The sequence below is a fragment of the Falsiroseomonas bella genome, assembly GCF_003173615.1.
Classification (GTDB): domain Bacteria; phylum Pseudomonadota; class Alphaproteobacteria; order Acetobacterales; family Acetobacteraceae; genus Falsiroseomonas; species Falsiroseomonas bella.
The window spans coordinates 258,705-272,737 of the sequence record NZ_QGNA01000002.1 but is presented as its reverse complement, the minus strand read 5'-3'; the positions used below and the strand labels follow the sequence as shown (position 1 = coordinate 272,737).

Here is a 14,033-nt window from a genome sequence, read left to right as displayed (position 1 = left end):
AAAACAGATGCTTGGAATGACCGCCCGATGGACGTACGTGACTTGATCGGCGCTGCCGGAACCCCGAGGGGAGACGCGGCGCGCGACGTGGAAGCGACACGCGGGGCGGCGATGCAGACAGGACGGGGACTGTCGAACCCGGAGGGCGGACGACGCAGGCGCCGGGGCAGCCTGGCGAAGGGGCTGCACCTGAAGCGCCGGGGGCGCATCTGGCAGGTCGTGGGGACGTATCGCGGGACAAGGGTCCGCCGGACGACCGGGGAGACCGACCGCGATCGCGCCCATCGCCACCTGGCCGACGCCCTGAGGGAGATTGACGCGAGGTTCGACGGCGTCGTCCTGCCGCCCCCGCGCGCACCCGCCGCGCCGCCGCCGCCGCCGCCCGTGGCGGTGCTCCTAGTCGAGCCGGAGGTACGCGACGCGCCCCCCAAGGCGACTTTCGGCGAGGCGGTGCAGGTCTACCTCGCGGACGAGGCCAGATCGCCAGATACGGAGACACGCGTGAAGAGGCTGCTCGGCCTGATCGGGCCAGACACGAGGTGCGAGGACATAACCGCGAACTTCCTGAAGGAGGTCGTTCGCCCAAAGGTTCTCAGCGCGAAAGCCGAGCGGGCGGAACGCCGTGGGAAGGCGCCTCCCGACACGATACCCGCTGTGTCCTTCGGCCGGGAGGTCGTGATTCCGGCGAAGGCCGTGCTGAACTTGGCGGCGCGACGGCTCGGGGCCACGCGCGGCTGCTTCAGGCCGGAATTCGACCCGATCCCGGTCTCCAAACGGCGCGAGGTCTGCCTCAGGCCCGACGACGCCGAACGCATCATCGAGGTGGCGAAGGCCAGGGGCGAGCACACGCTCGTCGTCGTCCTCGTCGTGGGGGTCTGCGAGGGCCCGAGACGCGGGGATTTCCACCGGCTGCATTGGTCGGATGTGGACCTGGAGCGGGGTTCCATGCTGCTCGGGCGGGTGAAGTCCTTGCCCGGCCAGACCCGCGAGCGCCTGATCCCCGAGATGCGCCCGCGCACCGTCCAGGCGTTGCGGGAATACCGCGCGCTCACCGGCATCTCGCACGGCCCGGTCTTCCGGACCGCCGACGGGACGCCGTTCCCCGACCCGGGTGCCCTCGGGAAGAAGATGAACCGCGTGCTCCGGGAAATCGCCGTCGAGCTCAAGATCCCCGACGCCCGCCGCCTCACGATGCACCCGCTGCGGCATACCAGCGCGAGCTGGGATTACGCGGACGACCGCGACATCCTGCGCGTGAAGGAGCGGGGCGACTGGAAGAGCCTCGAGAGCGTCGAGCGCTACATCCACCTGCTGCCGAATAAGCTCGCGCCGCTCGTCCGGGCGTTCTTCGCGGGCCGCGCCGAGGCACGATCCTGACACAGGAAAGCGCGACGGGCGGTCGCGGCGCTCCCTTCGAGTCCTCGCGGAGCCTTACGGATCAGGGGGTTGGCGTGGTGCTGCTGGAGAGGATTGAACTCTCGACCTCTCCCTTACCAAGGGAGTGCTCTACCACTGAGCTACAGCAGCGGGCCGACACGGAAGCGGCCGGGTTCCTAGCGGGTTGGGCGGGGGGCCGCAACCCCCTGCGGCCCGCCGGGGCCAGGCCCGGCGCGCCCACCCCGCTTGCACGGCGCGCCGGCAGACGCCTAGCATCCTGAAGGGGAAGGAAGCGGAACGGCAGTGGCGAGGGTCGAGCTTCGCGGCGTGCGCAAGCGCTTCGGCGATGTCCAGGTGGTCCACGGGGTGGACCTCTCGATCGCCGATGGCGAGTTCCTGGTCCTCGTGGGCCCCTCGGGCTGCGGCAAATCCACCATCCTGCGCATGGTCGCGGGCCTCGAGGAGGCCTCCGACGGCCGGATCCTGATCGACGATGCGGTGGTGAACGAACGCGATCCGAAGGACCGCGACGTCGCCATGGTGTTCCAGGACTACGCGCTCTATCCGCACATGTCGGTGGCGGAGAACATGGGCTTCTCGCTGCGCTGGCGCGGCGTGGGCAAGGCCGAGATCGGCCGCCGCGTGCGCCAGGCGGCCGAGGTGCTGGACATCGCGCATCTGCTGGAACGTCGCCCGCGCGAGCTTTCGGGCGGGCAGCGCCAGCGCGTGGCGATGGGCCGCGCCATCGTGCGGGACCCGAAGGTCTTCCTGTTCGACGAGCCGCTGTCCAACCTCGACGCCAAGCTGCGCGTTCAGATGCGCACCGAGATCAAGCGCCTGCGCGACCGGCTGCGCGCCACGACGATCTACGTCACGCACGACCAGGTGGAGGCGATGACGCTGGCCGACCGCATCGTGGTGATGCAGGGCGGGCTGGTGCAGCAGGTCGGCACGCCGGAGGAGATCTACGACCGCCCGGCCACCACCTTCGTCGCCGCCTTCATGGGCGCGCCGGCGATGAACCTGCTGCCGGGGCGCATCCAGGACGGGCACGCGCTTCTGGCCGACGGCACCGCCCTGCCGCTCCCCGATGCAGCGCCACCGGGCGAGGCCACCATCGGCATCCGGCCCGAGCGGCTGATCTGGCTGCCGCCCGGCCAGCCGGGCGAGGCCGCGATCAGTGGCGCCGCCGCCGTGGTCGAGCCGCTGGGCAGCGAGACGCTGGTGACGCTCGACATCGCCGGAACCGAGTTGCATGCGCGGGTCCCCGCCCGCAGCGTGCGCCGGGCGGGGGAGAAGGTACGCCTCGCCCTGGCGCCGGAGGATATCCACCTCTTCTCCCCGGAAGGAGCGCGGCTGTGACGGAGGTGCTGGCGATCCGGCCGGAGGATCTCGGCCGCGGCACGCGCATCCCGGTGCGCGTGGTGCCCGACGCCGCCGCGCTGACCCAGGCCTTCGCGGAGGCGCTGCTTGCGGAGTGCCGCCTGGCGAAGGCGGCCGGGCGCGAGACGGTGGTGTTCATCGTGCCGGTCGGCCCGGTCGGGCAATACGACGTGCTGGCGCGGCTCTGCGCCGAGCAGGACCAGTCGCTCGCCGACCTCGTGATGATCGGCATGGACGAATACCTGACGCCCGCAGGCGACTGGATACCCGAGACCGATCCCCTCTCCTTCCGCGGCCACATGGAGCGGCGCATGACGGCGGCGATGCCGCCGGGCCGCGCGCCGCGCATCGTCTTTCCCGATCCGCACGCACTGGATGCAGTGCCGGCGCTCATCGCGCGGCATGGCGGCGTGGATGTCGCTTTCGGCGGCGTCGGTATTGCCGGCCACATCGCCTTCAACGAGCCGCCCGAACCCGGGGAGGTCGTGGATGTGGAGGCCTTCGCGCAGCGGCCGACGCGCGTGCAACGCCTGACGCGGGAGACGCGGACGATCAACTCCGTCACCGCCACGCGCGGGGCCATCGACCTGATCCCCGAATACGCCGTGACGGTGGGCATGAAGGAGATCCTGGGCGCGCGGAAGCTGCGGCTGTTCATGAACCGTCCCTGGCAGACGGCGATGGTGCGGAAGCTCTTGCACGGGCCGGTCACGCCCGCCGTGCCCGCGAGCTACGCGCAGCGGCATCCCGACTGCGCGCTGGTGGTGACAGAGGAGGTCACCCGCATGCCGGGGGCGACGCTGGCGTGATGCGCGTCGCGCTGATCGGCTACGGGGCGTGGGGCCGGCACCATGCGCGCGCGCTGGACCAAGCGCCCTCGGCCGAGCTCGTCGCCGTCGTGGCGCATGGCGAGGCCAGCGCGGCACAGGCCGCCGCCGATCGGCCCGGCATCGCGGTGCATCGCGATCCGGCCGCGGTCTTCGCCGACCCGGCGATCGAGGCCGTGGTGATCGCCGCGCCGAACGCGCTGCATGCCGATCTCGGCCTGGCGGCGCTGCGCGCCGGCAAGCATGTGCTGCTCGAGAAGCCGATGGCGCTGACGCTGGCGGATTGCGATGCGCTGATCGCCGCGGCGAGGGCCAGCGGCCGCGTGCTGACCATCGGGCATGAGCTGCGCGTCTCGACGCAATGGGGGCGGATCAAGGCGCTGATCGCGGAGGGCGCGATCGGCGAAACGCGGCATGCGAGCGTCTCGCTCTTCCGCTTCCCCTACCGCACCGGCTCGGGCGGCTGGCGCTACGACCTCGGCCGCGTCGGCTCCTGGATCCTGGAGGAGCCGGTGCATTTCTTCGACCTGCTGCTGTGGTACGGCGAAAGCTGGGGGCGGCCGGTCGCGTTGCGTGCGCTCGCCTCGGGCGACCCCGCCATGCCGAAAGCGCTGGCCGTGACGCTGCGCTTCGACGGAGGACAATTCGCGACGCTGAACACGGTGGTGGGCGGCTTCGAGCATCACGTCGCGGTGCATGTGATGGGCGAAGCCGGCGCAATCCGCAGCCTCTGGTCCGCCGCGATGGACCGCAGCTTCGCACCCGCGGCCAGCCTGCACCTGTTCCGCGGCCGCGCCCAGCCCGGCGAGCAGGCCGAGGCGCTGCCGCTCGGGGAGAGCGGCGAGGTCTTCGAACTGGTGACGCAGGCCGAGCAGGCCGTGCAGGGTTTCCGGGCCGGCCGCGCGCTGGTGCCGCCAGAGGCGGCGCGCGACGCCGTGCGCTGCTGCCTGCTGGCCGAACGATCTGCCCGCGAGGGGCGTGAGATTCCTTGGAACGAAACGGCCGTCTCAGCCTAGGCTGCGCAACAGCTATCACGCCCGGCACGGGCGAAACGAGGAGGAAGAACGGACCATGCTTGCCAGGCGCACGCTTCTGAAAGCCTCGGCGGCCCTGCCGGCCGCGCTCGCCGCCCCGGCCATCGGCCAGACGACGCGGCGGATCAGCTTCCTGACCTGGAACATCATCGACCAGGAGCCGCTGATCCGCGGCTGGATCGCCAGCTTCCAGCGCGCCAATCCGGGCGCCGAGGTCGAGTGGCTGGACAAGAAGGGGCCGGAGCTGCCGGCCTTCTACCAGACGCAGCTCGCCGCCGGCACGCCGCCCGACGTCATCAACACGCAGGGCGCGCTGTGGATGGAGTACGCGGCGAATGGCGTCCTGATGGACATGACGCCGCGGCTGGCCGCGGAGGCCGACGTGAAGAACCGCTTCAACGCCAATTATCTGTCGAACTGGACGCTAGGCGGCAAGAACTGGATGCTGCCCTTCTACATCACCAAGACTCTGCTGTTCTACAACAAGACCATGTTCCAGCGCGCCGGCCTGTCCGGCCCGCCGCAGAGCTTCGACGAGATCCTGGCCCATGCCGGAAAGATGGCGCAGGGCGATGCCACGGGCTTCCTGACCCTGAACTTCGACTGGCTCTACTGGCCGCTCTTCGCCATGAACGGCGTGAATCTGCTGACGCCCGACCTGAAGCGGCCTGCCTTCAACACGCCGAAGGCGATCGAGGTGGTGGAGAAGCTGGCGCGGGCCAGCGAGAGCGGCGCGATCAACAAGATCTCCTGGACGGGCCGTTGGGTGGAGCCGAACGGCGCCTTCGCCACGGGCAATGTCGGCATGCTGCACGCCCACAGCCCGGCCTATTTCTTCATCCGCGGCCAGGGCAACTGGGTGAATGGCGAGACGCTCGGCGTGGCGCATGCGCCGGGCAACTACTCCACGCCGAACAGCCACGGGCTCGGCGTGTCGCAGGGATCGCGCAACCCGGATCTCGCCTGGGCCTTCGTGAAGCACGTCACGGCCAACGAGCAGGCGAACCAGCTTGCGACGCAGCGGCGCATCCTGACGGGCAACACGGCGGTGGACGAGGCGCTGCTGGCCTCGCTGCGCACCGCCGATCCACTGGTCCATGACGTGCTGAAGACCCAGATCGAGCACACCGACAAGATGGTGGGCAACTGGCCGCTGCCGCAGGATGCGCGGGTGAAGGACGCCTTCTGGCCGGAGCTGCAGAGCGCGCTGCTCGGCCGCAAGAGCGCGCGCCAGGCGCTGGCCGATGCCGAGCGCCGCGTGGGCAGGGAACTCTCGCGCGGGTGAGCGGCACGCGCGCCGAACTGCCGCCAGCCCGCATCGGGGCCGGCGGAAGCACGGGATGGTGGGGCCGGAAGCGCACGCGGCAGGCCGCGATGATCCTGTGCTTCCTGCTGCCCTCGCTGGCGATCTTCCTGCTGTATCGCGTGATCCCACTGGGCTGGAACGCGGTGCTGTCCTTCCAGTCCTGGTCGCCGATGCGCCCGCCGCGCTGGGTCGGCCTCGAGCATTACGAGGAGATGCTGTTCTACGACGACGTCTTCTGGACGGCCTTGTGGAACACGCTGATCTGGATCGGCGCCGCGCCACTGGCAATCGTGCTGGCGCTGGGGATCGCGCTGCTGGTCAATTCCGACCTGAAGGGTGCGAGCGTCTACCGCACCATCGTCTTCCTCTCCTACCCGCTGATGACGGTCGCGGTCGGCATCATATGGCGCTGGATGTACGACGAGCGCGGCGGTTTCATCAACTGGGCGCTGCGCGAGCTCGGCCTCATCGACAAGCCGCTCGGCTTCCTGCAGTCCTTCGACCTGGCGATGCCGAGCGTGATCCTGACCGACATCTGGCAGGTGATCGGCTTCTACATGATCATCCTGCTGACCGGCCTGCAGCAGATCCCGCAGCACCTGTATGAAGCCGCGCGCGTGGATGGCGTGCCGCGCCACGCGGTGTTCCTGCACATAACCCTGCCGATGCTGCGGCCATCGCTCTTCCTCTGCGCCGTGATCGGCCTTCTCAACAGCTTCACCAGCTTCGACCTGGTCTATGTGATGACCAATGGCGGCCCGGGCCACGCCACGGAACTGCTGGTCACCTACATCTACAAGCTCGGCTTCGGGCAGACGAAGTTCGACTACGCCGCCGCGGTCACCGTGGTGCAGTTCCTGCTGCTGCTGGTGCTGACCTTCCTGGCGAACCGGCTGGCCGGCGGCAACGCCGGCGCGGTGGAGAAGGATTGATGCGGCGCGGCGTGCCCTGGCTGCGCCATGCCGTGCTGATCCTGGTCAGCGCCGCGATGCTGCTGCCCTTCTACTGGGTGCTGAAGACGGCGATCACGGACGAGAACATCTACGCCTATCCGCCCAGACTGCTGCCGCAGAATCCGCATCCCTACAATTTCGTGGATGTCTGGTACCTCATCCCCTTCCCGCGCTACCTGCTGAACAGCATCGTCGTCTCGCTGCTGGCCGTGGTCGGCAACGTGGTGCTGAACGCCATGGCGGCCTATGCGCTCACCCAGAGTTTTCGCGCGAAGAAGCTGGTGATCCTGCTGCTGCTGTCCTGCATGCTGATTCCCTTCCAGGCCACGATCATCCCGGCCTACCTGATCACGGCGCGGATCGGGCTGCTGAATTCCTATCTCGGCCTGGCGCTGCCGCTGCTCTCCACCATCGTCTGCATCTTCATCTACAAATCGGCCTTCGAGGCCGTGCCGCGCAGCCTGGTGGAGGCAGCGCGGATGGACGGCCTCTCGGAATGGCGCATCATCACGCATGTGCTGCTGCCGCTGTCGCGCCCGGCCATCGCGACGAATGTGATCCTGGCCTTCATCTGGTCCTGGAACAGCTTCATGTGGCCGCTCATCATCACCCGCGATGCTGACATGCAGACGCTGCCGCTCGGCCTCGCCCGCTTCCTCTCCTACATGGAGGACACGACGGGCGCGCTCTACGCCTTTGTCTGCCTGGTGCTGGCGCCGGGCATCCTGGTGTTCCTGATGGCGCAGTCGGCCTTCATCCGCGGCTTGACGCACGGGGCGACGAAAGGATGAGCCAGCCGAGGCGCAGGCTTCATCCCTGGCTGCTCTCCCGCTGGGTGATCGTGCCGGCCGTGCTGCTGATCCTGGTCTTCGGCTGGAACCTGAACGTCGCGATGAACGCCACCGGCGAGATCCGCGGGCGGGTCGTCGGGCCCGGCGGTCAACCCGTGCCGAACGCAACCGTCCAGCTTTTCGAACGCAGCTTCGTCGTGAACACCGAGAAGCAGCGCACCACGACCGGCACCGACGGACGCTTCCGCTTCGAGGGCAATGCCAGCCATGCCGTGCAGTTGCAGGCCGAGGCGCCCGGCCTCGGCAAGTCCGAGCGCACCACGCTCCGCCTGCTGTTCCGCGCGCAGGATGCCGACCTGCCCGCGCCGCTGGTGCTGAAGCCATGATCTCCGGCCGCACCCGCCTGATCCTGCTGGCCGGCGATCCTATCGGCCACACCAAGGGCTATGCGGAATACGCAGCGGCCATCGCCGCTGCGGGGCATGACTGCGCGTATCTCCCGGCGCATGTGCCGGCCGGGCGGCTCGAGGATTTCCTCGCCGGCGTGGTGCATCTGCGAAACCTCGCGGGCGTGGTCTGCACCATCCCGCACAAGCAGGATGCCGCGCGCATCGGTCGCTGCGACACCGCGGCCCGCCGGGCCGGAAGCGCCAACCTGCTGCGCCCCGACGGCGCGGGCGGGTGGGAGGCCAGCATGGTGGACGGCGCCGGCTTCCTGGCCGCGGCGAGCGCCGCCGGGCTGCCGCTCGCGCGCCGTCGCGTGCAACTGCTCGGCGCCGGCGGTGCGGGCCGCGCGGTGGCGATGGCGATAGCCGGCGAGGGGCCGGCCGCGCTCGCCATCCACGATCCCGACGCGGTCCGCGCGGAGTCGCTGGTCGGGGCGGTCGCGGCGGAGTTCCCGGGCGTGCCGGTGCAGCGGCATCTTGGCGAGAGCGAGGTGCTGGTGAACTGTTCGGCCATCGGGATGGGCAGCGACGACCGCCTGCCCTGCGACGCCGCGCTGATCCCGGGCTTCGTCTATGACGTGGTGAACCGCGCCGACACACCGCTGATGGTGGCCGCCCGGGCGCGCGGCGCCGTCGCCGACCATGGCTACTCGATGATGGCCGCGCAGATCCCGCTGGTGCTGCGCTGGATGCTGGAGCGCGGATGAGCCCGACCCTTCGCCTGCTCGGCCTGCCCACGGATGCGCGCGTGGTGATCCTGCATGCCGACGATGTCGGGATGTGCCACGGCTCCAACCAGGCCTTCCTCGATCTCGCCCGCGCCGGGCGGATCGACTGCGGCAGCGTCATGGTGCCCTGCCCCTGGTTCCCGGAGATCGCGCGCGAGGCCGCCGCCGACCCGTCGCTCGACCTCGGCGTGCACCTGACGCTGACCAGCGAGTGGTACGGCTATCGCTGGGGGCCGGTCGCGGTGCGCAGCGCGGCGTCCGGCCTGCTGGATGCCGATGGCTATTTCCATCGCGACTGCCTCTCGCTGCGCCGTGCCGTGGACCCGCTCGCGGCGGAGGAAGAGATGCGCGCGCAGCTGGACCGCGCGCTGGCCGCCGGGATGGATGTGACGCATCTGGACACGCATATGGGCGCGGCGCTGCTGCCCGAATTGCTGCCCGCGACGCTGCGCATCGCGCGCGAGCACCGCCTGCCGCTGCTGCTGCCCCGCGACCTGCCGAGCTATCTTGGCGTGCTGCGCCTGGGCGAGGTGGACCCCGGCCCCTATGCCGAGGCCGTTGCCGAGCTGGACGCGGCCGGCCTGCCGGTGATCGACCGCTTCGCGATGACGCCGGGCGTATCCCTGGCCGAGACCGAGGCGGCCTATGACAGGCTCGTCACGCCGGACACGGCGGGCCTGACCTATGTCGCGCTGCATCCGAACCGGCCGGAGGATATCGGCGACATCCTGCGCGGCCATCCGCGCGCCCAGGTGCACTGGCGTACCGAAGAGCTGCGCCTGTTCGGCAACGGCTTCTGCGATGCGGCCATCGCGCGCGAAGGCGTGCGGCGGATGGGCATGCGCCGGTTGCGCGACCTGCATCGCGCCGCCGGCTGAACGGCGTCAGGCCGGCGCGAACATCGGCACCGGCGGGCCGTCCGCGGTCGGGACGAAGACGACGCGCAGCGCCATGCCGATGCGCACATCCTCCGGCGCGACCTGCACCAGGTTGGTGAAGAGGCGCGGGCCTTCCGCGAGTTCCACCATCGCCGGGATGTAGGGCTCCTTCGTGCGCATCACGGTCCAGCTGTAGAGCACGCCGCGGCCGCTCGCCTGCACCAGCTCGACATTCGGCGAGAGGGTGAAGGGCGAGACGCCGCGCGGCGGGAAGAAGTGCCGCCCCGTGTCGTTGCAGCGGCCGATCGTCAGCCGGCCTTCGCGCGCCGCGTGCCAGAAGGGCTCGGTGATGGGGTCGGGGATCGGGGCCGGGATCGGGCGCTCGTCGAAGGTCATCACAGCCGCTCCAGGATCAGGGTCGCGCTGCCGTGGCGGTGGCCGAGCAGACCGCCGGTGCCATGCGCCAGCGCCAGCCCGCAATCCTTCACCTGCACGGCCGGATGCGCCTCTCCGCGCAATTGCCGCACGGCCTCGATCACCTTGGTCATGCCGCCACGATTGGCGGGGTGGTTGTTGCAGAGGCCCCCGCCATCGGTGTTGAAGGGCAGCTTTCCGACGCCGCTGATCAGGTTGCCGTCGGAGACGAATTTTCCTCCATCACCCTTGGCGCAGAAGCCGAGGTCCTCGAGCTGGATCAGCACGGTGATGGTGAAGCTGTCATAGATGCTGGCGTAGCGGATGTCGGCCGGCGTCACGCCGGCTTCCTCGAAGGCGCGCGCGCCGGACCAGCGGGCGCCGGAGAAGGTCAGGTCGTTGTAGCCGCCGGCGTGGTTCTTCACCGCCTCGCCGGTGCCGCGGATGCTGACCACCGGCCGCTTCAGGCTGCGCGCGATCTCGGGCCGCGTGACGACCAGCGCGCCGCCGCCATCGCTGATGACGCAGCAATCAAGGCGATGCAGCGGGTCGGCGACGAGGGGCGAGTTCACCACCTCCTCCACCGTCACCACCTTCTTGAGCATCGCATGCGGGTTGTGCTGCGCATGGTGGCTGGCCGCCACCTTGATCCAGGCGAGCTGCTCGCTCGTCGTGCCGAATTCGTGCATGTGGCGCATCGCGCACATGGCGTAGGCAGCGGCCACGGTGCGGCCCATCGGGATCTCGAACTGGTCGTCCGGGACGGCGGGGTTCTGCGCGCGGGTCGCGGTGCCGGTCGCCTGGCCCTCGCTGCGCGGCCGCCCGGCCAGCGTGATCAGCGCGACATTGCAGCGTCCGGTCGCGATCGCCGCCGCGGCATGCGCGACATGCGCCAGGTAGGAGCTGCCGCCGATATCGGTGCTGTCCACATGGCGCAGCCGGTCGAGCCCGAGATACTCGACGACGGAAAGCGGCCCCATCCCGGGCGCGTCGCCGGCGCAGAAATAGCCGTCCACGTCGTCCTTGGAGAGGCCGGCATCCTGCAGCGCGCCCCAGGCGACCTCGGCATGCAGCTGCGCGACGGACTTGTCTTCCGCCTTGCGGGTCGGATGCTCGAATGCGCCGACGATGCAGGCGCTGCCGCGCAGGCTCATGCCCGGTTTCCCCTCATTTCCGGCGCAGACTGGCCCCGCCACGGGGCATTGGGCAAGCCGGGGCTGGCTGCGCTATATCGGGGCAAACGAGGAGGCCAGCCATGGACATCACCCCCCCGCAGGGCCTGACCGCGGCGATCGCCGGCTACATGTCCGGCTTCGGCAACGGCTTCGAGACCGAGGCGCTGCCAGGCGCGCTGCCAATCGGGCGCAATTCGCCCCAGCGTTGCGCCTACGGACTTTATGCCGAGCAGTTGAGCGGATCGCCCTTCACCGCGCCACGCGCGAGCAACCAGCGGTCCTGGCTGTATCGCATCCGGCCGACGGTCGCGCATATCGGGCGCTTCCGGAAGCATGCACTGCCTTTCTGGGTCAGCGCGCCGGACACGGTGGAGAACGAGTTGCCGATCCAGCCGCTGCGCTGGGACCCGATTCCGCTGCCGGACCACGCGCTGACCTTCCTGACCGGCATGCGCACGATCACCACGGCCGGCGACGCGTCCTCGCAGACGGGCATGGCCGCGCATATCGCGCTGGTGACCGAAAGCATGACGGACGAGACGTTCTGGAACGCTGATGCGGAGATGCTGGTCGCGCCGCAGCAGGGCAGCCTGCGCTTCCGCACCGAGTTCGGCGTGATCGACACGGCGCCGGGCGAGATCGCCGTGATCCCGCGCGGCGTGAAGTTCCGCGTGGAGGTTTCGGGGCCGGCCCGCGCCTATGTCTGCGAGAATTACGGCGGCGCTTTCACCCTGCCGGAACGGGGGCCGATCGGCGCCAACTGCATGGCGAACCAGCGCGACTTCCTCTCGCCCGTCGCGTCCTACGAGGATGTCGACGCCCCGCATCGCGTTACGGTGAAGTGGGGCGGCGTGTTCTGGACGACGGAGATCGGCCACTCGCCGCTGGATGTCGTGGCGTGGCACGGCAACTACGCGCCCTACAAATACGACCTCACGCGCTACTCGCCCGTGGGGCCGATCCTGTTCGACCACGCTGACCCCTCGATCTTCACCTGCCTGACGGCGCCATCCGAGACGCCCGGCACGGCGAACATCGACTTCGTGCTGTTCCCCGAGCGCTGGATGGTGGCCGAGAACACCTTCCGCCCGCCCTGGTACCACATGAACCTGATGAGCGAGTTCATGGGGCTGATCTACGGCCAGTACGATGCAAAGCCGCAGGGCTTCGTGCCCGGCGGCTTCAGCCTGCACAACTGCATGTTGCCGCATGGCCCGGATGCGGACGCCTTCGAGAAGGCCTCCACGGCGGAGCTCGCGCCGCACAAGCTGGCGAACACCATGGCCTTCATGTTCGAGACGCGGCTGCCGCAGCGCGTTACCGCCTATGCCGCGACGCTGCCGCAGCTTCAGAAGGGCTATCTCGACTGCTGGTCGGGGCTGCGCAAGACCTTCGATCCGGGCCGGCGCTGAAGCCATGCTGGACCACACGCACCTCGCCGCGCGACGCAGCTTCGTCGCCAGCGCCAACGGCCATCCCGACTTCCCGCTGCAGAACCTGCCGCTCGGGAGTTTTTGCACGGCGGAGGACGAGATGCCGCGCATGGGCATCGCGATCGGCGACCGCATCCTGGACCTGGAGGCCGCGCAGGAAGCGGGGCTGATCAGCGGCGAGGTCGCCGAGGCGGTCGAGGATGCCAGCCTGCTGGAGGGCTGGAACGACTTCCTCGCACAAGGACCCGCCATGCGGGCGGCGCTGCGGCGGCAGGTCTTCGACCTGCTGGCCGAAGGCTCGGCCCATCAGGCGGTTCTCGCGCCGATGCTGCACGCGGCGGCGGACTGCACGCTGCATGTTCCGATGCGGATCGGCGACTACACCGACTTCTATGCCGGCATCGTGCACGCGACCAATGTCGGCGCGCTGTTCCGGCCCGACAATCCGCTGCTGCCGAACTACAAGCATGTACCGATCGGCTATCACGGCCGCGCCAGTTCCGTCGTTGCCTCGGGCCATCCGCTGCGGCGGCCGAAGGGGCAGCGCAAGCCGGCAAGCGAGACGGAGCCAAGCTTCGGACCGTCGCGCAACCTCGACTACGAGCTGGAGCTCGGCATCTGGATCGGGCCGGGCAATGCGCTCGGCGAGTCCATCCCGATCAGCGAGGCGGCGCAGCACATCGCGGGCTATTGCCTGCTGAACGACTGGTCGGCGCGCGACATCCAGGGCTGGGAATACCAGCCGCTCGGGCCCTTCCTCGCCAAGAACTTCGGGACGACCGTGAGCCCCTGGATCATCACGCCGGAAGCGCTGGCGCCCTTCCGCATCGCGCAGCCGAAGCGCCCTGAGGCCGATCCGAAGCCGATGGACTATCTCTGGGACTCCGCCGACCAGGCGCATGGCGCGCTGGGGCTGGAGCTGGAAGTGCTGCTGCTGACGCCGGGCCTGCGGGAGAAGGGGCTGGCGCCGCATCGGCTTTCGCGCGGGCAAGCCAGCGGGCTTTACTGGACGCCGGCGCAGCTCGTCACGCATCACACCTGCGGCGGCTGCAACCTGCAGCCGGGCGACCTGCTGGGCACCGGCACGATCTCCACTGCGGAGGGGTTCGGCTCGCTGCTGGAGATCACGCGCGGCGGGCGGGAGCCGCTGACGCTGGCGAGCGGCGAGACGCGGCGCTTCCTGGAAGATGGTGACGAGGTGTTCCTGGTCGCTCGTGCGCGGAAGGAAGGCTTCGCGGCGATCGGCTTCGGGGAATGCCGCGGGACCGTCACGCCCGCGGTGTGAGAC

General features: G+C 69.7%; 14 protein-coding genes and 1 tRNA gene. 12 read left to right on the top strand and 3 right to left on the bottom strand.

The window, feature by feature from the left end; all coding sequences use genetic code 11:
• The first annotated feature begins 27 nt into the window (after positions 1–27).
• Positions 28–1,377 (top strand): site-specific integrase, encoded by a 1,350-nt coding sequence (locus tag DFH01_RS09635; RefSeq protein ID WP_158287686.1) that lies wholly within the window; start codon positions 28–30, stop codon positions 1,375–1,377.
• A 75-nt stretch (positions 1,378–1,452) separates the two neighbouring features.
• On the opposite strand, the gene DFH01_RS09630 is transcribed toward DFH01_RS09635, so the two are convergent.
• Positions 1,453–1,527 (bottom strand) — tRNA-Thr (locus DFH01_RS09630).
• Between the two features lie 153 nt (positions 1,528–1,680).
• On the opposite strand from DFH01_RS09630, the gene DFH01_RS09625 reads away from it, so the two are divergent.
• Genes DFH01_RS09625 through DFH01_RS09590 form a run of 9 tightly spaced genes read left to right on the top strand, consistent with a single transcriptional unit; the run spans position 1,681 to position 9,723 of the window.
• On the top strand, positions 1,681–2,739 hold the full coding sequence (locus DFH01_RS09625) for an ABC transporter ATP-binding protein (protein ID WP_109870231.1): 1,059 nt from the start codon (positions 1,681–1,683) through the stop codon (positions 2,737–2,739).
• Positions 2,736–3,569, top strand: coding sequence for a sugar phosphate isomerase family (locus DFH01_RS28125; RefSeq protein WP_158287685.1), 834 nt, complete (start codon positions 2,736–2,738; stop codon positions 3,567–3,569). Before DFH01_RS09625 ends, DFH01_RS28125 begins: the two co-directional genes overlap by 4 nt.
• The gene (locus DFH01_RS28120; RefSeq protein WP_158287684.1) at positions 3,569–4,603 is read left to right on the top strand and encodes a Gfo/Idh/MocA family protein; all 1,035 of its coding nucleotides are present in this window, start codon (positions 3,569–3,571) and stop codon (positions 4,601–4,603) included. The genes DFH01_RS28125 and DFH01_RS28120 overlap by 1 nt, the downstream gene beginning before the upstream one ends.
• A gap of 55 nt (positions 4,604–4,658) precedes the next feature.
• A complete protein-coding gene (locus tag DFH01_RS09615; protein ID WP_109870230.1) occupies positions 4,659–5,906 on the top strand; it encodes an ABC transporter substrate-binding protein in 1,248 nt (415 codons plus the stop codon).
• Positions 5,903–6,859, top strand: coding sequence for a carbohydrate ABC transporter permease (locus tag DFH01_RS09610; RefSeq protein ID WP_109870229.1), 957 nt, complete (start codon positions 5,903–5,905; stop codon positions 6,857–6,859). The genes DFH01_RS09615 and DFH01_RS09610 overlap by 4 nt, the downstream gene beginning before the upstream one ends.
• Positions 6,859–7,671, top strand: coding sequence for a carbohydrate ABC transporter permease (locus DFH01_RS09605; RefSeq protein WP_109870228.1), 813 nt, complete (start codon positions 6,859–6,861; stop codon positions 7,669–7,671). Before DFH01_RS09610 ends, DFH01_RS09605 begins: the two co-directional genes overlap by 1 nt.
• Complete coding sequence (locus DFH01_RS09600) at positions 7,668–8,057, top strand: carboxypeptidase-like regulatory domain-containing protein (RefSeq protein WP_109870227.1); 390 nt, start codon at positions 7,668–7,670, stop codon at positions 8,055–8,057. The genes DFH01_RS09605 and DFH01_RS09600 overlap by 4 nt, the downstream gene beginning before the upstream one ends.
• Positions 8,054–8,824, top strand: a complete 771-nt coding sequence (locus DFH01_RS09595; protein WP_109870226.1) for a shikimate dehydrogenase — start codon at positions 8,054–8,056, stop codon at positions 8,822–8,824. The genes DFH01_RS09600 and DFH01_RS09595 overlap by 4 nt, the downstream gene beginning before the upstream one ends.
• On the top strand, positions 8,821–9,723 hold the full coding sequence (locus DFH01_RS09590) for a polysaccharide deacetylase family protein (protein WP_109870225.1): 903 nt from the start codon (positions 8,821–8,823) through the stop codon (positions 9,721–9,723). The genes DFH01_RS09595 and DFH01_RS09590 overlap by 4 nt, the downstream gene beginning before the upstream one ends.
• A 6-nt stretch (positions 9,724–9,729) precedes the next feature.
• Here DFH01_RS09590 and DFH01_RS09585 read toward each other — a convergent pair whose 3' ends face one another.
• Both DFH01_RS09585 and DFH01_RS09580 read right to left on the bottom strand, forming a co-directional pair.
• Positions 9,730–10,119, bottom strand: a complete 390-nt coding sequence (locus tag DFH01_RS09585) for a Zn-ribbon domain-containing OB-fold protein (RefSeq protein ID WP_109870224.1) — start codon at positions 10,117–10,119, stop codon at positions 9,730–9,732.
• A complete protein-coding gene (locus DFH01_RS09580; RefSeq protein ID WP_109870223.1) occupies positions 10,119–11,291 on the bottom strand; it encodes a thiolase family protein in 1,173 nt (390 codons plus the stop codon). The genes DFH01_RS09585 and DFH01_RS09580 overlap by 1 nt, the downstream gene beginning before the upstream one ends.
• Positions 11,292–11,392: 101 nt before the next feature.
• On the opposite strand from DFH01_RS09580, the gene hmgA reads away from it, so the two are divergent.
• Both hmgA and fahA read left to right on the top strand, forming a co-directional pair.
• Entirely contained in the window at positions 11,393–12,724 is a 1,332-nt protein-coding gene (gene hmgA / locus DFH01_RS09575; RefSeq protein ID WP_109870222.1) for a homogentisate 1,2-dioxygenase, read from the top strand.
• Positions 12,725–12,728: 4 nt separating this feature from the next.
• Positions 12,729–14,030: a fumarylacetoacetase gene (gene fahA / locus DFH01_RS09570; protein WP_109870221.1), complete on the top strand. Its 1,302-nt coding sequence runs from the start codon at positions 12,729–12,731 to the stop codon at positions 14,028–14,030.
• Positions 14,031–14,033 lie beyond the last annotated feature (3 nt).

Coding starts and splice junctions, on each gene's coding strand:
- DFH01_RS09635 (WP_158287686.1), top strand. CDS start 28: ATGGACGTACGTGACTTGATCGGCGCTGCCGGAACCCCGAGGGGAGAC.
- DFH01_RS28120 (WP_158287684.1), top strand. CDS start 3,569: ATGCGCGTCGCGCTGATCGGCTACGGGGCGTGGGGCCGGCACCATGCG.
- DFH01_RS09615 (WP_109870230.1), top strand. CDS start 4,659: ATGCTTGCCAGGCGCACGCTTCTGAAAGCCTCGGCGGCCCTGCCGGCC.
- DFH01_RS09605 (WP_109870228.1), top strand. CDS start 6,859: ATGCGGCGCGGCGTGCCCTGGCTGCGCCATGCCGTGCTGATCCTGGTC.
- DFH01_RS09600 (WP_109870227.1), top strand. CDS start 7,668: ATGAGCCAGCCGAGGCGCAGGCTTCATCCCTGGCTGCTCTCCCGCTGG.
- DFH01_RS09595 (WP_109870226.1), top strand. CDS start 8,054: ATGATCTCCGGCCGCACCCGCCTGATCCTGCTGGCCGGCGATCCTATC.
- DFH01_RS09590 (WP_109870225.1), top strand. CDS start 8,821: ATGAGCCCGACCCTTCGCCTGCTCGGCCTGCCCACGGATGCGCGCGTG.
- DFH01_RS09585 (WP_109870224.1), bottom strand. CDS start 10,119: ATGACCTTCGACGAGCGCCCGATCCCGGCCCCGATCCCCGACCCCATC.
- DFH01_RS09580 (WP_109870223.1), bottom strand. CDS start 11,291: ATGAGCCTGCGCGGCAGCGCCTGCATCGTCGGCGCATTCGAGCATCCG.
- hmgA (WP_109870222.1), top strand. CDS start 11,393: ATGGACATCACCCCCCCGCAGGGCCTGACCGCGGCGATCGCCGGCTAC.
- fahA (WP_109870221.1), top strand. CDS start 12,729: ATGCTGGACCACACGCACCTCGCCGCGCGACGCAGCTTCGTCGCCAGC.